At 71.0% G+C, this 18,410-nt stretch carries 15 protein-coding genes and 1 pseudogene; 7 read left to right on the forward strand and 9 right to left on the reverse strand.

Going from position 1 to position 18,410, the window contains the following annotated elements:
- Nucleotides 1–30: 30 nt before the first annotated feature.
- From AMETH_RS29490 to AMETH_RS29510, 5 genes are all read right to left on the reverse strand, one after another.
- Nucleotides 31–1,188, reverse strand: coding sequence for a cystathionine gamma-synthase (locus AMETH_RS29490; RefSeq protein WP_017984815.1), 1,158 nt, complete (start codon nt 1,186–1,188; stop codon nt 31–33).
- Between the two features lie 9 nt (nt 1,189–1,197).
- A complete protein-coding gene (locus AMETH_RS29495) occupies nt 1,198–1,650 on the reverse strand; it encodes a hypothetical protein (RefSeq protein ID WP_223842965.1) in 453 nt (150 codons plus the stop codon).
- Nucleotides 1,651–1,652: 2 nt separating this feature from the next.
- A complete protein-coding gene (locus AMETH_RS29500) occupies nt 1,653–2,117 on the reverse strand; it encodes a hypothetical protein (RefSeq protein ID WP_017984817.1) in 465 nt (154 codons plus the stop codon).
- Between the two features lie 125 nt (nt 2,118–2,242).
- Nucleotides 2,243–3,484: a hypothetical protein gene (locus AMETH_RS29505; protein ID WP_017984818.1), complete on the reverse strand. Its 1,242-nt coding sequence runs from the start codon at nt 3,482–3,484 to the stop codon at nt 2,243–2,245.
- A 247-nt stretch (nt 3,485–3,731) separates the two neighbouring features.
- The gene (locus tag AMETH_RS29510) at nt 3,732–5,102 is read right to left on the reverse strand and encodes a cystathionine beta-synthase (RefSeq protein ID WP_017984819.1); all 1,371 of its coding nucleotides are present in this window, start codon (nt 5,100–5,102) and stop codon (nt 3,732–3,734) included.
- A gap of 109 nt (nt 5,103–5,211) precedes the next feature.
- On the opposite strand from AMETH_RS29510, the gene AMETH_RS29515 reads away from it, so the two are divergent.
- A complete protein-coding gene (locus tag AMETH_RS29515) occupies nt 5,212–6,432 on the forward strand; it encodes an acetyl-CoA C-acetyltransferase (RefSeq protein WP_017984820.1) in 1,221 nt (406 codons plus the stop codon).
- Nucleotides 6,433–6,489: 57 nt separating this feature from the next.
- Here the strand turns inward: AMETH_RS29515 and AMETH_RS29520 are convergent, their stop codons facing one another.
- Together AMETH_RS29520 and AMETH_RS29525 are read right to left on the reverse strand one after the other, a co-directional pair.
- Nucleotides 6,490–7,257 (reverse strand): LppU/SCO3897 family protein, encoded by a 768-nt coding sequence (locus tag AMETH_RS29520; protein ID WP_017984821.1) that lies wholly within the window; start codon nt 7,255–7,257, stop codon nt 6,490–6,492.
- Nucleotides 7,258–7,601: 344 nt separating this feature from the next.
- A complete protein-coding gene (locus AMETH_RS29525; protein ID WP_026153484.1) occupies nt 7,602–8,438 on the reverse strand; it encodes a Bax inhibitor-1/YccA family protein in 837 nt (278 codons plus the stop codon).
- Nucleotides 8,439–8,628: 190 nt separating this feature from the next.
- On the opposite strand from AMETH_RS29525, the gene AMETH_RS29530 reads away from it, so the two are divergent.
- Nucleotides 8,629–10,623, forward strand: a complete 1,995-nt coding sequence (locus tag AMETH_RS29530; RefSeq protein WP_017984823.1) for an SDR family oxidoreductase — start codon at nt 8,629–8,631, stop codon at nt 10,621–10,623.
- A 61-nt stretch (nt 10,624–10,684) separates the two neighbouring features.
- Nucleotides 10,685–12,121, forward strand: coding sequence for a coiled-coil domain-containing protein (locus AMETH_RS40950; RefSeq protein WP_017984824.1), 1,437 nt, complete (start codon nt 10,685–10,687; stop codon nt 12,119–12,121).
- A 220-nt stretch (nt 12,122–12,341) separates the two neighbouring features.
- On the opposite strand, the gene AMETH_RS29540 is transcribed toward AMETH_RS40950, so the two are convergent.
- Entirely contained in the window at nt 12,342–13,643 is a 1,302-nt protein-coding gene (locus AMETH_RS29540) for an amidase family protein (protein WP_017984825.1), read from the reverse strand.
- A gap of 675 nt (nt 13,644–14,318) precedes the next feature.
- Here AMETH_RS29540 and AMETH_RS29545 point away from each other — a divergent pair.
- From AMETH_RS29545 to AMETH_RS29560, 4 genes are read left to right on the forward strand one after another with little or no spacing between them, the layout of a single operon-like run.
- Nucleotides 14,319–16,724 carry a sensor histidine kinase gene (locus tag AMETH_RS29545; protein ID WP_017984826.1) on the forward strand — a complete coding sequence of 802 codons (2,406 nt, stop codon included), beginning with the start codon at nt 14,319–14,321 and terminating at the stop codon, nt 16,722–16,724.
- Nucleotides 16,721–17,131: a roadblock/LC7 domain-containing protein gene (locus tag AMETH_RS29550; RefSeq protein WP_017984827.1), complete on the forward strand. Its 411-nt coding sequence runs from the start codon at nt 16,721–16,723 to the stop codon at nt 17,129–17,131. Before AMETH_RS29545 ends, AMETH_RS29550 begins: the two co-directional genes overlap by 4 nt.
- The gene (locus tag AMETH_RS29555; protein WP_017984828.1) at nt 17,131–17,505 is read left to right on the forward strand and encodes a DUF742 domain-containing protein; all 375 of its coding nucleotides are present in this window, start codon (nt 17,131–17,133) and stop codon (nt 17,503–17,505) included. Before AMETH_RS29550 ends, AMETH_RS29555 begins: the two co-directional genes overlap by 1 nt.
- Nucleotides 17,486–18,076: a GTP-binding protein gene (locus AMETH_RS29560; protein WP_026153485.1), complete on the forward strand. Its 591-nt coding sequence runs from the start codon at nt 17,486–17,488 to the stop codon at nt 18,074–18,076. Before AMETH_RS29555 ends, AMETH_RS29560 begins: the two co-directional genes overlap by 20 nt.
- A 2-nt stretch (nt 18,077–18,078) precedes the next feature.
- Here the strand turns inward: AMETH_RS29560 and lepB are convergent.
- Nucleotides 18,079–18,370: pseudogene (gene lepB, locus AMETH_RS37455) on the reverse strand (signal peptidase I); the annotation flags it as partial.
- Between the last annotated feature and the right edge of the window lie 40 nt (nt 18,371–18,410).

The raw sequence follows: 18,410 nt of genomic DNA on the forward strand, positions 1-18,410 counted from the left end.
AGCGCCGCGACGCTCCCCCGCCGACGCCTCTCAGCCCAGGGCAGCGCGCAGGTCGTCGCTCAGGTCACGGACGTCCTCGATGCCGACGGACAGCCGCAGCAGGTCGTCGGGCACCTGGAGCATCGAGCCGGCCACGCTCGCGTGCGTCATCTGGCCCGGGTGCTCGATCAGCGATTCGATGCCGCCGAGCGACTCGGCCAGGATGAACAGCTCGGTGCGCGCCGCGGTGTCCAGCGCGGCCTGCCTGCCGTCGGCGTGGCGGAACGAGATCATGCCGCCGAAGCGGCGCATCTGCTTGGCCGCTACCTCGTGGCCGGCGTGCCCGGGCAGGCCCGGGTAGTACACCTCGGCGACCTTCGGGTGCGCCGACAGCATCTCGGCGATCTGCTCCGCGTTGTCGCAGTGCCGGTCCATCCGGACGGCGAGGGTCTTGAGCCCGCGCAGGGTGAGCCAGGCGTCGAACGGGCCGGGCACCGCGCCCGCCGAGTTGCGCAGGAAGAACAGCTGGTCGCGCAGCTCGTCCTCGCTGGTCAGCACGGCGCCGCCGACGACGTCGGAGTGGCCGCCGAGGTACTTGGTGGTCGAGTGCACGACGATGTCGGCGCCTAGCGCCAGCGGCGTCTGCAGGTACGGCGTGGCGAAGGTGTTGTCGACGACGAGGCGGGCACCGGCGCCGTGGGCGATTTCCGCCAGCACCGCGAGGTCGGCGATGCCGAGCAGCGGGTTGGACGGCGTCTCGCACCAGATCAGCTTGGTTTCGGGACGGATAGCGGCACGGACCTCGTCCGGGTTCGACAGGTCCGCGACGCCGTATTCGACGCCCCACAGCTTCAGCACCTTGTCGATCAGCCGGAAGGTGCCGCCGTAGGCGTCGTTGCCCAGAACCAGGTGGTCGCCGGGCCGCAGCACGGTGCGCAGGACCGCGTCGGTGGCGGCCATGCCGGAGGCGAACGCCAGGCCGTGCCGCGCGCCCTCGAGCGAGGCAAGGGCCTGCTCCAGCGCGGTGCGCGTCGGGTTCGCGGTGCGGGAGTACTCGTAGTCACCCTCGCGGGTCCCCCCGACGCCGTCCTGCGCGTAGGTGGAGGTCTGGTAGATGGGCACGATGACCGCACCTGTCCGCGGGTCAGGCTCCTGACCTGCGTGGATGGCGCGCGTCTCGAAGCCGGAGCGGGAAAGGTCGTGCGTCATTTCCCCAGCCTACGACCAGCCCTGGGTCACCCATCGTCCGGTCGGCGGCAGGCACGCCAGCACCAGCGTGCCGATCGTCGGCACGCACAGCACGCCGACGTAGCCGAGCGGCACGTCGCCGTCGAGGAGGCCGAGGAAGTACACCCCGGAGGCGCCGAGCACCAGCACGAGCAGGTACACGAAGAGCGCCGCGGCCGCGCCGATGATCGTCGCGACGCGGCCGAACTCCTTGGCCAGCACGAGCCCGACCCCGCCGGTGATGAGGACCGCGGCGAGCACCAGGTGCGTGGCGAACGTCAGCAGGCTGCGCCCGAGGTCGCCGTCGCCGGCGAGCAGCACCGCGCCACCGGCGACGCCGACCAGGTGGAACAGGCCGCCGAGCAGGGCCAGGACGGCCGCCGTGATGCCGGCGCCGCCGCCGCGGGATGTCGCGGCCGCTTCGGATTGGGACGGAAAGGTCACCACTACCAACTACCAGCCGGGCGGTGCCGCAGGTACCGGAAGGTCCAGGGAAGCACCGCGAGGACGAACACGAGCGGGCCGCCGACCACCGCGCCGACCCGCACGAACGCGTCGTCGGGGGCGAAGCGGAACATGGCGGCGAAGAAGTCCCCGAAGTAGCCGGGGTAGAGCAGGACCGGTTCGCAGATCACCGCGGCGACCGCGAGAGGCCCGCCGACCAGCAGCAACACCCCGCCGGCGACCGCGCGGAAGAACGTGGTCAGCGCGCCGGCGAGCAGGACCAGCGCGGCGGCCGAGTAGACGCCGAGGACGCCGCGGACCTTGCCGTCCATGCCGGCGAAGCCGTAGTCGACGAAGAACTTCAGCGGCAGGTAGCCGAGTAGGCCGGCCAGCACCAGCCCGAGCAGGCCGGCGAGGATCGCGGTGGTCCCGCTGGGGCGCGGCTCGTGGCCGTTTCGACTCGTCACAGCGCCCCCGGGGGATCGGTCCGTTCCGGCGCTCACCCTAGCCGCGTTCCCGGCGCACGGACATCAACTGGGAAAAAGACGATGCCCCCGGCACGCGCCGGGGGCATCGTCGACAGATCAGCTGGTCACCACTGCTGGGGCGGCTGACCGGGCTGGCCGTACTGGCCAGGCTGCTGCGGCGGCTGGCCGTACTGACCCGGCTGCTGGCCGTACTGGCCGGGCTGACCGTAGCCGGGCTGCTGGCCGTACTGGCCGGGCTGACCGTAACCGGGCTGCTGCTGCGGCTGGCCGTACTGACCGGGCTGGCCGGGCTGCGGGAAGCCACCGCTCTGCGGGTTGGGCCCGCCGGGCTGGCCGTACTGGGGCTGGCCGTGGGGCTGCCCGAACTGACCGGGCTGACCCGGCTGCGGGAAGCCGCCGCTCTGCGGTCCACCGAAGCCACCGGGACCGCCGAAGCCGCCCGGGCCGCCCTGCTGGCCGCCACCCTCGCCGAGACCGACGAACTGCTTGGTCGCCGGGACCAGGCCGAGCACACCGATCGCCAGCACCACGATGCCGAAGATCAGATACATGATCGCCTTGCCGGGTGTGTCGATCTCGCTCGGGAACGCGGTCATGAATAGGATCGCGAACAGCAGGAGGAGGAACCCGCCGACCGCGGTGACGATCGGCGCGATCTTCTTCAGCGAGGCGCTGAGGCGCCCGGCGAGCGCGAGCAGCACGCCACCGCCCAGCGCCGCGAGGCCGCCGACCAGGATCATGATCAGGTAGAACCAAACCAGGCCCGGGCTCGGCAGACCGTACTGGTCGGCCTGCTCGCGGATCCCCTCGTACGCGTCCGAGTAGTCACTCGCGTCACCGAAGTCGACCAGGACGAAGATGGCCGAGAGGAGTCCCAGGAGCGCGGCGACACCGCCGGCGATGTAGCCGAAGAGCTGGTTGTTGCCCCCACGGGCGCCGCCGCCCTGCTGGGGGTAGCCCGGCGCGCCGAAGCCCTGCGGCTGGCCGAACCCACCCGACGGCGGGCCGTAGCCCTGCGGCGACTGGCCGTACGGGCCCGGCTGCTGCTGCCCGAAACCGGGCTGCTGCTGGCCGAAGCCCTGCTGCCCGAAGCCCTGCTGGGGGTTCACCGCGCCGGGATTCACTGCACTGGGGTTGTCCGCGGCGCTCGGCGGCGGCGAGTACGGGATGGCCGGCGGCTGGGAGCCCGGGGGCACCAGCTGCGTGGACTCCGCGCCCGGCTGCTCACCCGGGTTGACCTTCTGCGTGGCGTTCGGGTCCCCACCCGGCTGGACCACCTGGGTCGGCTCCGCGGTCTCGCCGAACGAGCCGCCCTCGGACGGCTGCTGCGACTGGCCGGGCTGCACGACCTGGGTCGGCTCCGACGAGCCGAACGGGTTGTCTTGCTGCTGCTGGGGACCGCTCGGCGGGCCCTGAGGCGGCTGACCGCCACCCCAAGGCTGGTTGGGCGGCTGCGGAGCGCTCATGTGGGTCTTGAACCCCCTCGAGAGGACTGACAGTGCGTATTCACATTGATCCGGGTGGCCACACGCTATCGGATACCGGTCATAGACGCTCGTAACGCCCCGACGGTTCCGCGCGATGAAGTCTGGTTCAGCGTCCGGCGAGGTAGCCCAGCAGGTCGTGCCTGGTGAGCACGCCGGCCGGCTTGCCGTCGACCAGCACCAGCGCGCCGTCCGCATTGGACAGGGCCTTCATCGCCGCGCCGACGCCCTCGCTGGCGCCGATGGTCGGCAGCGGCGGCGACATGTGCTTGTCCAGCCGGTCGGCGAGCTGGGCCTTCCCGGTGAACAGGGCCTCCAGCAGCTCCCGCTCGTTGACGGCGCCGACCACCTCGGCGGCCATCACCGGCGGCTCGGCGCTGACCACCGGCATCTGGCTGACGTCGAACTCGGCCAGGATCGCGACGGCCTCGGCGACCGTCTCGTTCGGGTGGGTGTGGACCAGGTCGGGCAGCGATCCGGTCTTGGCGCGCAGGACGTCGCCGACCGTGGCGCCGGAGGAGTCCGGCGGCAGGAAGCCGTAGCCGGCCATCCACTGGTCGTTGAAGACCTTGCCCAGGTAGCCGCGGCCGCCGTCGGGCAGGAGCACCACGATGACGTCGTCCGGGCCGAGCCGCTCCGCGAGCTTGAGCGCGGCCGCGACGGCCATCCCGCACGAGCCGCCGACCAGCAGGCCCTCCTCGAGCGCCAAACGCCGGGTGACGGCGAAGGACTCGGCGTCGGAGATGGCGATGATCTCGTCAGCGATGCCGCGGTCGTAGGTGTCCGGCCAGAAGTCCTCGCCGACGCCTTCGACCAGGTAGGGCCGCCCGGTGCCGCCGGAGTAGACCGAGCCCTCCGGGTCGGCGCCGACGACCTTGACGCGGCCCTGGGAGGCTTCCTTCAGGTAGCGGCCGGTGCCGGAGATCGTGCCGCCGGTGCCCACGCCCGCGACGAAGTGGGTGATCTTCCCGTCGGTCTGCTGCCAGATCTCGGGGCCGGTCGAGTGGTAGTGGCTCTCCGGGTTCTGCTGGTTGGCGTACTGGTTGGGCTTCCAGGCGCCCTCGATCTCCTGCACCAGCCGGTCGGAGACGGAGTAGTAGGAGTCCGGGTGCTCGGGCGGGACGGCGGTCGGGCACACCACGACGCGGGCGCCGTAGGCCTTCAGCACGTTGCGCTTGTCCTCGCTCACCTTGTCCGGGCAGACGAAGACGCACTGGTAGCCCTTGCGCTGGGCGACCATCGCCAGGCCGACGCCGGTGTTGCCGGAGGTCGGCTCCACGATGGTGCCGCCGGGCTTGAGCTCGCCGGAGGCCTCGGCGGCTTCGACCATCCGCAGCGCGATGCGGTCCTTCACGCTGCCGCCCGGGTTGAAGTACTCCACCTTCGCCAGCACGAGCGGCGCCAGGCCCTCGGTGAGGGAGTTCAGCTTGACCAGCGGGGTGTTGCCCACGAGATCGACGATGTGCTCGACGTAGTCCACGGCCCCACCCTAGACGTGGCAGTCGTCGCGTAGGGGTTTGACCGCACGCTCCCAAGGTGCAGGATGTGGGTAAGCACGCGCTTAGTCCGACCCGAAGGAGTGTCAAGCCATGCCTGAAGCCGTCATCGTCTCCGCGGCGCGTTCGCCGATCGGCCGCGCCGGGAAGGGCTCGCTGGTGAGCATGCGGCCGGACGACCTGGCCGCGCAGATGGTCCGCGCCGCACTGGACAAGGTGCCGCAGCTGGACCCGAAGGACATCGACGACCTCATGCTCGGCTGCGGCCTGCCCGGCGGCGAGTCGGGCTTCAACATGGGCCGCGCCGTCGCGGTCCAGCTCGGCTACGACCACCTGCCCGGCTGCACCATCACCCGCTACTGCTCCTCCAGCCTGCAGACCACCCGCATGGCGCTGCACGCGATCAAGGCGGGCGAGGGCGACGTGTTCATCTCCGCCGGCGTGGAGACGGTGTCGCGGTTCGCGAAGGGCAGCTCGGACTCCTGGCCCGACACGCACAACCCGCTGTTCGCCGACGCCGAGGCCCGCACCGCGAAGGTCGCGGCCGAGGGCAGCGACACCTGGGTGGACCCGCGTGAAAACGGGCAACTGCCCGACGTCTACATCGCGATGGGCCAGACCGCGGAGAACCTCGCGCGCCTGAAGAACGTCTCCCGCGAGGAGATGGACGAGTTCGGTGTGCGGTCGCAGAACCTGGCGGAGAAGGCCATCGCCGACGGGTTCTGGGCCAAGGACATCACGCCGGTGACCCTGCCCGACGGCACGGTCGTGTCGAAGGACGACGGCCCGCGCGCGGGCGTGACGATCGAGGGCGTGTCCGGCCTGAAGCCGGTGTTCCGTCCCGACGGCCGGGTCACCGCGGGCAACTGCTGCCCGCTCAACGACGGCGCCGCCGCGCTGGTGATCATGTCCGACACCAAGGCGAAGCAGCTCGGCATCACGCCGCTGGCGCGGGTCGTGTCGACCGGCGTGTCCGGCCTGTCGCCGGAGATCATGGGCTACGGCCCGGTCGAGGCGTCGCAGCGCGCGCTGGCCCGCGCCGGGATGTCCATCGGCGACATCGACCTGGTCGAGATCAACGAGGCGTTCGCCGCGCAGGTCATCCCGTCCTACAAGGACCTGGGCATCGACATCGAGCGGCTGAACGTCAACGGCGGCGCGATCGCCGTGGGCCACCCGTTCGGCATGACCGGCGCCCGCATCACCTCGACGCTGATCAACTCGCTGCAGCACCACGACAAGCAGTGGGGCCTGGAGACGATGTGCGTCGGCGGCGGCCAGGGCATGGCGATGGTGATCGAGCGACTGAGCTGACCCCGCACGCGAAAAGGGGCCCGGCTGCGTGCCGGGCCCCTTTTTCGGGTGCGTGGATCAGGCGCTGGCACCGTTCTTCGCGACCGCGCACATGGTGGTGGCGGGCTCGGAGTAGGTGACCGCGCCGTCGATTTCGAGGCCCTCGCAGGCGGCCTCGTCGGCCTGGCCGGTGACGATCTTGAGGAATTCGATCTCGGCCGTCGGGTCGGTGCAGGGGACCCGCTTGTAGCCGTCGGTCGACGACGTCACGTTGGCGAAGCAGTCGCCGTCGTGCGCGTTGATCATCAGGCAGAGCTTGTAGTCGCCGCGGCCGCTGACGCTGTACTCGTCGTAGTCGCCGGTCGGGCAGTTGTCGGACGCGTTGTCCAGCTTGACCGCGATCTTGACGTTCGCGTTCTGGTCGCCGCAGTCCTTCTTCGTCGGCTCGTCGCCGTTGGTCTTGAACTCGGTGATCTGCAGGCAGTCACCGACCGCGGCCGAGGCCGGGGACCCGACGAAGTTGATGATCGCGGCGATGCCGACACCGACGACCACGACGATCGGCAGGACGATCCGCAGCCAGGTGAGCTTGCTCTTCTTGGCGGGCTGGCCGGGCGGCGGGCCGAACGGCTGCCCCGGCGGGGGTCCGAACGCGCCGGGCTGACCGGGCTGACCCGGCGGCGGGAAGGCCGGCGGGGCGCCGGCGGGCTGCCCGAACTGGCCCGGCTGACCGGGCTGGCCCGGCTGGCCGAACGCGCCGGGAGCGCCCTGGTTACCGGCGGGCGGCTGGTTGCCGAAGGGCGCCGGCTGCCCTCCAGGCGCAGCCGGCGGTGGGGGGACGCTCACGCGAACCTCACAAGTGTGAACTGGACAGGAGTCCTCGTATCCAACACTGCGTAGTCAACGAGACGATCACCGGGCCACCGAAAGGGTGAGCACATAGCAGAAGGACACCCGGTTGGTAACCGGGTGTCCTTCTGTTGCGAGCAAGCCGTTCAGGCGATGTTGTCGAGGTGGCGAAGCCGCCTCACCACCCGAGCAACTAGCACCGCCGCGGGCTCCGAGGCGGCTCCTCGCGAGGACAGCGCCGACGTGGTGAATTGGACATTCATGAGTCGGTGATCCCACAGCGAGGGGCCGTCTCAGGTTCCGCCACCCGCACCGCCATGCAAACCGCCACTGTGCGTTCGCTAGTCGTTCTGCAGGTACGACAGGAGGCGGAGGATCTCCAGGTAGAGCCAGACCAGGGTGGTCATCAGACCGAACGCGGCGAACCACGCCCACTTGGCCGGCATCCCCTGGCGGATCATCTGGTCCGCCATGTCGAAGTCGAGCAGGAAGTTGAACGCCGCGACGCCGATCACGACCAGGCTGAAGATGATCGCGAGCGCGCCGCCGTCCCGCAGGCCCATGTTTACGCCGAACAGGCCGAGCACGAGGTTGGCGAGCATGAGGATCGCGACACCGGCGGTGGCGCCGATGATCCACTTCGTGAGCTTCGGCGTTACCTTCACGGCGCCGGTCTTGTAGACCACCAGCATCGCGACGAAGACACCCGCCGTGCCCAGGATCGCCTGCAGCGCGATGCCCGGGTAGATGAACTCGAAGAGCCCGGTGATCGCACCGAGGAAAACACCCTCGGCGGCCGAGTACAGCAGCGTCATCGGGCCGCTCGGCTTCTGCCGGAAGATCATGATCAGCGACAGCACCAGGCCGACGACCATGCCGCCGAGCATCAGCCCGACCACCGGGCCGAGCGCCTGCGCGTCGGCCTGGGTGTGGGCCCAGATCGCCGCGATCACACCGGTGACCAGTGCGGTGCCGAGGCTCGCGCCGGTCTTGATGACGACGTCGTCGACCGTCATGGGGCGTTCGGTTGCCGGCGCCTGCTGCGCGCCGTACCCCGACGGCATGCCGTAACCAGGCATGCCCTGGGGCTGGTTGAAGCCTACGTTCGGCCCGTAAGAGCCGTATCCCGCGCTGCCGGTGGGCAGGTTGCGGAACGCTGGGTTGCTTGTGGAACGCACCTGATCCTCCTGGATCTACTGGCACCTGCATCAGGTTCAACGTCGGCAGCGCCCTGCCGGTTCCCGTCAAGTAAAGGCGACTTTACTCGCGTCCACCGATCGTTCCGGGGGCCCCGTGCACTATGACTGTGGTCACGACGGCCACGGCGGCGGACAATGCAGCCGGGCGACGACGGCGGAGGGCAGGCACATGACCGGGTATTTCGTGACCGGGGCGACCGGGCTGATCGGACGCCAGTTCACCCCGCTGCTGCTCGCGAGGGCGGAGGTCGACCGGGTGTTCCTGCTGGTCCGCGAGAAGTCGCGGGAGCGGCTGGCGGACCTGGTCAACGGGTGGCCGCACCCGGAGAAGGTGACGCTGGTCGACGGTGACATCGGCCGCGAAGACCTTGGCATCGCCGAAGACGTGCGCGCCCAGCTGCGGGGCCGGGTCGACGGTCTGGTCCACCTGGCCGCGCTCTACGACCTCACGGCCGACGACGCCACCAGCGTCAAGGCCAACGTCGACGGCACGCGCCACGTGCTCGACCTGGCCGCGGACATCGGCGCCGGTTGTCTGCACCACGTGTCGTCGGTGGCCGTGGCCGGTGACCACGAGGGCGTGTTCACCGAGGACATGTTCGACACCGGCCAGCGCCTGCCGACGCCGTACCACCGGACGAAGTTCGAGGCCGAGCGGCTGGTGCGGCAGCAGTCCGAGGTGCCGTGGCGGGTGTACCGGCCCGCCGTCGTGGTCGGCCACTCGCAGACCGGCGAGATGGACAAGATCGACGGCCCGTACTACCTCTTCCCCGCGATCAGCAGGCTCGCCGCGCTGCCGAACGTGCCGCTCGCCGGCCCGGACCTCGGCGACACGAACGTCGTCCCGGTCGACTACGTGGCCAGGGCGCTGCTGGAGCTGGTCGTCAAGCCGGGTCTGGACGGGCGCGCGTTCCACCTGGTCAGCCCGGAACCGCAGTCGGTGATCCGCGTATACAACGCCTTCGCCCGCGCGGCCGGGGCGCCGACGATCAACGTCGAGCTGGACCGGCGGCTGTCCCGCGGCCTGCTGAAGCTGGCCCGGCTGACCGAGCACGTGCCAGGCGTCACGATCACCCGCGACGCGTTCCTGGAGCGCCTCGGCATTCCGGCCGTCCTGCTGGACACGCTGTCGTTCCCGTCGGTCTTCGCCTCCGCCGCGACGCGCAAGGAGCTCGCGGCCAGCGGTGTCGACGTGCCCCGGATCGAGGACTACGCGCCCGCGCTGTGGCGGTACTGGCGCGAGCACCTCGACCCGTTCCGCGCCCGCAAGCACGGGCCGCGGGGCGAGCTGGACGGCCGCCGCGTGATCATCACCGGCGCGTCGTCGGGCATCGGGCGGGCGACCGCGCTGAAGGTGGCCGCCGAGGGCGGCGTGCCGCTGCTGGTCGCGCGGCGGGAGCCGGAGCTGGCGGAGGTGCGCGACGAGATCGTCGCCGCGGGCGGCTACGCCTCGATCTACCCGGCCGACCTGACCGACGAGGAGGCCGTGCGCAAGATCGTCGACCAGATGCTGGCCGAGCACGGGCGCATCGACATGCTGGTCAACAACGCCGGCCGGTCGATCCGCCGCTCGATCAAGCTGTCCTACGACCGCTTCCACGACTACGAGCGCGCGATGGCGATCAACTACTTCGGCGCGGTCCGGCTGATCCTCGCGGTGCTGCCGCACATGGCCGAGCGGAAGTTCGGACACGTGGTCAACGTGTCCTCGATCGGCGTGCAGGGCATCGCGCCGCGGTTCTCGGCGTACGTCGCGTCGAAGGCGGCGCTGGACTACTTCAGCAAGATCGCCGCGACCGAGACCCACGGTGACGGCATCACGTTCACGACCATCCACATGCCACTGGTCCGCACGCCGATGATCCGGCCGACGAAGATCTACGACGCGTTCCCGACGAAGTCGCCGGACCAGGCCGCGGGCATGGTGGTGCGCGCACTGAAGAACCGGCCCAAGCATCTCGGCACCCCGGAGGGGTATCTGATCCAGGCGGCGTACACGCTGCTGCCGGGGCTCGTCGACGCCATCGCGTACGAGGGTTACCGCGTCTTCCCCGATTCGACGGCCGCGGGCGGCAGTGGTGAGCTGCGGATCGGGAAGGGCGAGCGGCACCTGTCGCGCGCGGCGAACGCCCTCGTCAAACTCACCAGGGGTTTCCACTGGTGAGTGACACACCGGGCGTGGGCCTGACCGTGATAACGCGCTGTGCGCGGGTACGGTTTTCGCCATGGTCTCTGAGCGCGACAGCCTGCTCCCGTTGCGGCGTGAGTACAACCAGGTGTGGCACGGCTTCGACCGCGGCCAGGTGCTGCAGTACCTGGACCACGTCGAGGCGAACCTGCGCCGGGTGATGGCTGATCGCGACAACGCGATGGCCAAGGTGTCCAACCTGTCGCGCGAACTGGAGGCCGCGCGCGGGGAGATCGCGCGGCTGCGCAACCGGGTCGAGGAGCTGAAGCGGCCGCCGGAGCGGGTCGAGGACCTCGACGAGCGCATGCAGCGCACCGTGGAGCTGGCGGAGATGCGCGCCGAGGAGATCACGTCGCGCGCGCAGGTCGCGGCGGAGGAGCACTGGAGCGCGACGACCGAGCTGTCCGGGAAGCTGCGTGAGCGGTACCAGAAGCTGCTGGCGGAGCTGGACACGCACGGGCAGGCGCTGCAGGCCGAGCACAAGCGGGCGCTGGAGGCGACGAAGGCGGAGGTCGAGCGCCTGACGGCAGAGGCGACGCGGCGGCGGACGCAGCTGGACATCGAGGCCGAGCGCAAGCGGCGCACCGTGCAACACGACTTCGAGCAGTCGATGGCGTCGCAGCGGGCCGCGCTGGAGAAGCACATCGCCGACCAGCAGACGGCGAGCAAGCAGCAGGCCGAGCGGCGCATCGCGGAGGCGACCGCCGAGGCGAAGCGCCTGGTCGACGAGGCCAGCGCGAGGGCGCGCGCGATGGTCGAGGAAGCGACCGCGAGGGCGGAGAAGCGCGAACGCGAGGCGCGGCAACTGGTGGAGCGCCTGACGCGGATCAGCACGGAGGTCGCCGGGCGGCTCCGCAAGACCGACGAGGTGCTGGCCCGCGGCCAGTCGGCGCTGGAGCCGCTGCGGGAAGAATCCGTGGTGGACACGAGCCGGCCCGTGGACGATGCGGCCGCCGGGATGAAGACGGTGCCCGCGGTGAAGCCGGCGGCGGTGAAGCCGGTCAGTGGGCCGGGTGCTGGTGGGCCGGGTGCTGGTGGCGCGGCTGGGGGCGCGGCGAAGCCTGGGACCGGCGGGCCTGGCGCCGGTGGCGCGGCTGCCGGTGGCTCCAATGCCGGTGGGCCGAGTGCCGGTGGCGCAGCTGCCGGTGGCTCCAGTGCCGGTGGGCCAGGTGCCGGTGGCACAACAGCGAGCGCGGCGAAGCCGGGTGCCGGTGGATCCAGTGCCGGCGGACCGGGGTCCGGCGCGCAGCGCGCGTCGGCAGGACCGACCGCAGGTGGCCTGGGCAGCCCGGCCAATGATGCTCCGGCGGGCGGCAAGCCCAACCAGCCGAAGGCACCGGCCCCGAAGCCCGGTGGCGGTGCCCGGCCGGTGACGGGCAAACCACCCGCGGCGCTCGCGGGGCCTGCCGCGATGGCGGAGGAGCAGCAGCCGCCCAAGCCGCTCGCCAAGCGGCCCCAGTCCACCAGGAAGTAGGCCGCCGGAGGCGGCCCCGCGTGCCCCAGCCGATCGGGCAGGCCTGCAGGCGGCAGCTCACCGGACAGCGCCGTCGGGAGGCGGCGTCCCCACGGCGCTTCGGTCCCGTCATCGGCTGGTGCCCACCAAACCAGTTGGTCGAACGGCGCCGCTGGAGGCGGCGTCCTCGGCAACCCCGGCCAGCCCCACCCCTGAGGGTGGAGCCCGGCCGGGACCCGCGCTAGGGCAAGCGTGGCCAGGGGTTCAGCGCCTCCAGCTGCGCGGCCAGCGCCAGCAGCCGTGACTCGCCGCCGGGGCGCGTCACCAACTGCACCCCGATCGGCAACCCTTCCGGCGTGCGGCCGGCCGGCACGGAGATCGCCGGGTAGCCGGACAGGTTCCACAGGCCCGTAAAGCCCGCCAGCGCCACCGAAGGCAACGCGTTCGCCAGGCACGACCTCGAATGCCACGCCGCCGCCTTCGGGGGCATCGTCGCGAGCGTCGGGGTGATCAGCACGTCCTGGCCGGCGAAGAACTCCGCCGCGCGCACCGTCCAGCGTCGCGCGGTTCCCGGCGTCACCAGCCTCCGCACGGCACGCCCGATCCGCACGTGCCGCTGCGTCCGCGGCTGCAGCGCGTCGAAGTCCACCTCGGACGCCTGCTCGGCCGGGCCGGCGAACCACCGTTCCAGGATCCCGGCCACCGGCTCCACCCCGTATCGCGGCCGCGCGCGAGACACGCGATGCCCGGACGCCGCCAGCAGGTCCGCCACCCGCTCGACCGCCGCCGTCAACGGGCGCGGCACCGGCGCGCGCGTCAGCGGCACCTCCGTCGACACCGCGATCCGCAGCCGCCCCGGTTCGCGCACCTCGGCGAACTCCGGCCGGCCCGCCAGCACCGACAACAGCAACGCCGCATCCGCCACCGTCGTCGCCAGGCTGCCGTGCGCGGACATTCCGAACCAGCCGTCATCGGCCAGCACTTCCGCCCCCGGCTTGATCCCCACCAGCCCGCACATCGCCGCGGGCAACCGGATCGAGCCGAGCCCGTCGGTGCCGTGCGCGACCGGCACCAGCCCCGCCGCCACCGCCGCCGCGCTGCCGCCCGACGAACCGCCCGCCGTGTACTCCGGCGCCCACGGGTTGCGCGTCACGGCCTCCGGCGAGTCGGTCATCGGCCAGATGCACAGCTCCGGCACACGCGTGATCCCGACGACCACCGCGCCCGCCTCCCGCAGCCGCCGCACCACGAAGTGGTCCGAACCAGCCGGCCGGGCCGTGGCGGTCCCGTTCGTCACGGTCTCGCCCGCGATCCCGGCGACGTCCTTCACCGCCACCGGCACCCCGGCCAGCGGCAGCTCCGCCAGGTCCGCGCGCGAGCACAGCGCCGCGGCCTCCGCCACCGCCTCGTCCGCCCGCACCCGGCGGAACGCCCCCACCACCCGGTCCGCGGCCTCGATGCCCGCGATCACCCGTTCGGTCTCCCGCACCGGGTCCACCGTCCCGGCCCGCACCGCTTCGGCCAACGCCTTCGCCGTCACCATGCGGAAAACCCTATAGAACAATTGGCGGCGCAATTGCCGGTGGCGTGAGCGGCCGATCACTCAGCGAGCCAGGCGATGTCGGATTCGTCACGGTTACCCGCGCACGAAACGTGATCAGCGCGTGCACCCACCGTGAGATGACCTGATCAGCGCCATTCTCCGAAAAGGACCCACGACCGCCGACGCGGCCGGAACCCCTTGCGCCGCAGTTAGAATCGCGTTCGGAACCCCGGTACCTCATCAATAAAGGTGTGACAGATCACAGAAGGAACGAGCGCGACATCGCCCGCTACGACCATCCGGAGTAGCGGGCAAGACCATCCAGCGGAATAGAACCCGCGGAACGCTTCGGCATTCCCCGGACTCGCCAAGGATCTGCGCGGCCCATCGGTCGGGACGTAACGAGATCATATAGCGAGACGACAATATCCGCGCGGCTGACAAAGCCCCTGACCACTCAGCGGAGAGGCGGCGAGCGCGGACGGAACGTGAAGTTGACTCGACTTGTCCGGGCTGGTTCACTCTCCCGGTCGCAGAACCCACCGCGGTTCCTGTGCGCAGCGTCAACTCGGGTCCGGGGGCCGAGGCCATCACATCGAGTTGCGGGAAAGGCTCTTCAGAGCGTTGAAAAAGGTATTCGGAACACGTAGACGGCGTGCTTCGATCCGGTCGAGGGTGCTCGCGATCGCGATCGTGCCCAGCGTCGCCCTGCTGCTCGCCGGCGTGGCGCTCGCGGGTTACCTGGTCGTGCAGGCGGTGAACGCCCGCGAATTCGCGACGAAGGTCCACGATTCGGCCGAGCCGGGCGCCCTCTTCTTCGGCGCGGTGCGTGCCGAGCGCGTGCTGACCCTGCGCACACTGGCGAGCAACGGCGCGCCCGGCGCGGATCTGATCCAGGCCCGCGCCAAGACGGACACCACGGCCGCGCGGATGGCCACCGTGCTGCAGGACATGGTCGACGACGCGCCGGAATCGGTGCGTCAGAGCATCGCCAAGACCAGCGCGAACTTCGCCCAGCTGCCGGAGCTGCGGCAGCGCGTGGACAGCAGGCAAGCTTCGCCGCTGGAGGCCTACGCCTTTTACAACCGCATCATCGACGAGTTCGCCACCGGTCTGAACGGCGTCGCCGAAGGCGCGCCGGACGCGCAGACCGCGTTCCTCCGCGTCACCGCGATGCCGCTGTTCACCGCGGCCGACGCGATGTCCCGCGGTGACGCGCTGGCGGCCGCCGGCATCGCCGGGCGCGGTCTGTCCGAGGAGGAGTTCCGCACCTACATCAGCCAGGTCGGCGCGTACCACGCCGAGCTGGAGGTCGCCGCACCGCAGATGATCCCGTCGGTGCGCGCCAAGTACGAGGCGTTGCTGGCGAGCCCGGCGTGGGACACGCTGAGCATCGTTGAAAACGCTTTCCTCCGCGGCAACCAGGACTCGCTCCCGGTGCCCGAGGCGCAGTGGCGCGACGCCGCGACCCAGGTCGGGAACGCGCTGATGGGCCTCTACATCGAGCAGAGCTCCAACGCCACCGACGTCGGCCTGGAAAGCGGTGACCGGACGCTGGTCACCTCGATCATCGCGGGCGCCGCGGCGCTGATCGTCTCCTTCGCGGTGTTCTTCTTCGCCTGGCGCCTGTCCAACCGCCTGATCCAGCGCCTCGGCCGGCTCCGCGAGGAGACCCTGGAGGCCGCCGAGACGCAGCTGCCGGAGCTGGTCGAGCGGGTCCGCACCGGCGAGGCCGTCGACCTCGACACCGAGGTCGCGCTGCTGGACCACGGCGACGACGAGATCGGCCAGGTCGCCGACGCGTTCAACAAGGCGCAGCAGACCGCCATCGCGGCCGCCGTCGACGAGGCCAAAACCCGTGAGGGCACCAAGAAGGTCTTCCTCAACATCGCGCACCGCAGCCAGGTGCTGGTGCACCGGCAGCTCAAGGCGCTCGACGAGGCCGAGCGCAAGCAGGAGGACCCGGACCAGCTGGACCTGCTGTTCCGCCTGGACCACCTGTCCACCCGCGCCCGCCGCAACGCGGAAAACCTGATCATCCTCGGCGGCGAGCGGCCGGGACGGCAGTGGCGCAACCCGGTCGCCCTGGCCGACCTGATCCGCGGCGCCACCGGGGAGACCGAAGACTACGCGCGCGTCACCGTCGGCAAGCTGCCGAACGTCGCGGTCGCCGGCCCGGTCGTCGCCGACCTCGTGCACCTGCTCGCCGAGCTGCTCGACAACGCCACCTCGTTCTCGCCGCCGAACTCGCGCGTCGAGGTGTTCGGCGACGTCGTCGGCAAGGGCGTGGTCATCGAGATCGAGGACCAGGGCCTCGGCATGGAGCCGGAGCAGGCCGACGAGCTGAACGCGATGCTGCGTGAACCGCCGGACTTCAGCGTCATGGCGCTGTCCGCGGAACCGCGCCTCGGTCTGTTCGTGGTCGCGCGGCTGGCGTCCCGGCACGGGATTTCGGTGACCCTGCGCGATTCCGCCTACGGCGGCACGCGGGCGATCGTGCTCGTGCGGTCCGAGCTGCTGGCTCCGGTGCCACAGCCGGAGGACGGGCAGCAGCAGCCCGAGGAGACGTTGGTCCCGGCCCAGAGCGCGCCGTCGCACCGCTGGCCGGAGGAGGCCGACATCCCGCCCGAACCGCCCAGCACCAACGGGCATCGCGAGGAGGCCCCGGCGCGGGTGGACCTGTTCCGCGCCAACGTGCCGGCCGCTCCGCCGGAACCGCCGCCCGCCCCGCAGCAGCAGCACCAGGCGCCACCGCAGCGGCCGCAGGTGCCGTTGCGGCCGCCGCTGGACACCCGCATGCCGATCGACACGCGGCCGCCGCAGGCCCGGCCCCCGCAGCACGCGGGGTCGATCTCGCCGGACCGCCCGCCGCTGCCTCGGCGGCGACGGCAGCAGAACCTGGCCCCGCAGTTGAGGAAGGAAGAGGAGACAGCCACCTTCAGCGCCGCCACCGGCCACAGCACCGTGCCCGACAACAGCCCGGAGCAGGCCCGCAGCCGGCTCTCGGCGTTCCAGCAGGGCACCCGCCGCGCTCGTGAACAGGATCCGAGCACCACCGACATTCTGGGAGAGCACACGTGACGAACGCGGGAATCAACGAGCTGGACTGGCTCCTCGACGACCTCCTGCAGCAGGTCGTCGGAGCGGACCGGGCGGTTGTGCTGTCGGCCGACGGTCTGCTGATCGGCCGATCGACCAATCTGTCCGAAGAGGACGGCGAGCACCTGTCGGCGGTGGCGTCGGCGTTCCAGAGCCTCGCCAAGGGCACCGGGCGCCACTTCGGCGGCGGCGCGGTGCGCCAGACCGTCGTGGAGATGGACAACGCCTTCCTGTTCGTCACCACGGCCGGGCACGGCGCGTGCCTCGCGCTGCTGACCGCGGCCGACGTCGACATGGGCCTCGTCGCCTACGCGATGAACATGATGGTCAAGCGGGTCGGCGCGGCGCTGAGCGCGGCGCCACGAGTTGAGCAGCAAAGCACGCCATGATGATCAGGCGGGACGACGACACCTGGTTCGATGACGCCGCTGGCCCGATCGCCCGGCCGTACACGATCACCGGCGGGCGCACCCACGCCGGCGACATCGACCTGCAGCTGCTGTCACTCGTGGTCGCCCTGCCCGGACTGGCCGAAGCAGCCACCATGGCACCGGAGTACGCCCGTATCGTGCGCCTGTGCCAGCGGCCGCTGTCGGTCGCCGAGGTCGCGGCGCACCTGGACCTGCCGGTGCCGATCGTGAAGGTGCTGCTGGCCGACCTCATCGAGCGCGGCCACGTCATCTACCGGACGTCCCAGCCCATCTCCGACACCCCGGAACAACACGTACTTCAGGCGGTTCTCGATGGCATTCGCAGGCTCTGAGCCCCGGCGGAACGTCTCCGCCACCGTGGTGAAGCTGCTGATCGCAGGCGGCTTCGGGGTCGGGAAGACCACCATGGTCGGTTCGGTGAGCGAGATCTCCCCGTTGCGGACGGAGGAATCGATCACCCAGGCCTCGGCCGGGGTCGACGACCTCACCGGGGTGGAGAGCAAGACCACCACGACCGTGGCGCTGGACTTCGGCCGCATCACGATCAACCCCGAGCTGATCCTGTACCTGTTCGGCACGCCGGGGCAGGACCGGTTCTGGTTCATGTGGGACGAGCTCGCGCAGGGCGCGCTGGGCGCGGTGGTGCTCGCCGACACACGCAGGTTGGAAAGTTGCTTCCCGGCCGTGGACTTCTTCGAGCGGCGCGGGCTGCCGTTCGTGGTCGGCGTCAACTGCTTCGACAACGCCTACCGCTACGGCACCGAAGAGGTGCGCGCGGCGCTCGAACTGGACGACACGGTGCCGATCCTGCTGTGCGACGCGCGGGACCGCGAGTCGACCAAGCAGGTGCTGGTGATCCTGATGCAGCACGTGATGGCGAACGCGGCGCTGGCGCGACGCTAGCCAAGGGCGCCCCAGCGGTTGGGCGGCAGCACGATGCAGCGGGCCATGCCGATGATGTTGTCCACCGGGACCGGACCGTGGCCACTGCAGCGCGAGTCACACGAGTTGTTGCGGTTGTCGCCCATCACCCAGACGTAGCCGTCCGGCACCTTCACCGGCGGGAACGGATCCTGCCGCCGGTCGGCCGGGTACCCCCCCCCCGTGGATGTAGGGCTCGTCCAGGGGCTTGCCGTCGACCAGTACCCGGTTCCGGTCGTCGCAGCACTGCATGGTCTGGCCGCCGGTGGCGATCAGCACAGGTAGTTCGGCCCAGAACGCGTTGTTTCCGGCTCCG

The organism is Amycolatopsis methanolica 239 (assembly GCF_000739085.1).
Lineage (GTDB): Bacteria > Actinomycetota > Actinomycetes > Mycobacteriales > Pseudonocardiaceae > Amycolatopsis_E > Amycolatopsis_E methanolica.

Excerpts from the sequence above, each read along its gene's own strand:
- AMETH_RS29490 (WP_017984815.1), bottom strand. The coding sequence starts at position 1,188 with ATGACGCACGACCTTTCCCGCTCCGGCTTCGAGACGCGCGCCATCCAC.
- AMETH_RS29515 (WP_017984820.1), top strand. The coding sequence starts at position 5,212 with ATGCCTGAAGCCGTCATCGTCTCCGCGGCGCGTTCGCCGATCGGCCGC.
- AMETH_RS29530 (WP_017984823.1), top strand. The coding sequence starts at position 8,629 with ATGACCGGGTATTTCGTGACCGGGGCGACCGGGCTGATCGGACGCCAG.
- AMETH_RS40950 (WP_017984824.1), top strand. The coding sequence starts at position 10,685 with ATGGTCTCTGAGCGCGACAGCCTGCTCCCGTTGCGGCGTGAGTACAAC.
- AMETH_RS29540 (WP_017984825.1), bottom strand. The coding sequence starts at position 13,643 with ATGGTGACGGCGAAGGCGTTGGCCGAAGCGGTGCGGGCCGGGACGGTG.
- AMETH_RS29555 (WP_017984828.1), top strand. The coding sequence starts at position 17,131 with ATGATCAGGCGGGACGACGACACCTGGTTCGATGACGCCGCTGGCCCG.
- AMETH_RS29560 (WP_026153485.1), top strand. The coding sequence starts at position 17,486 with ATGGCATTCGCAGGCTCTGAGCCCCGGCGGAACGTCTCCGCCACCGTG.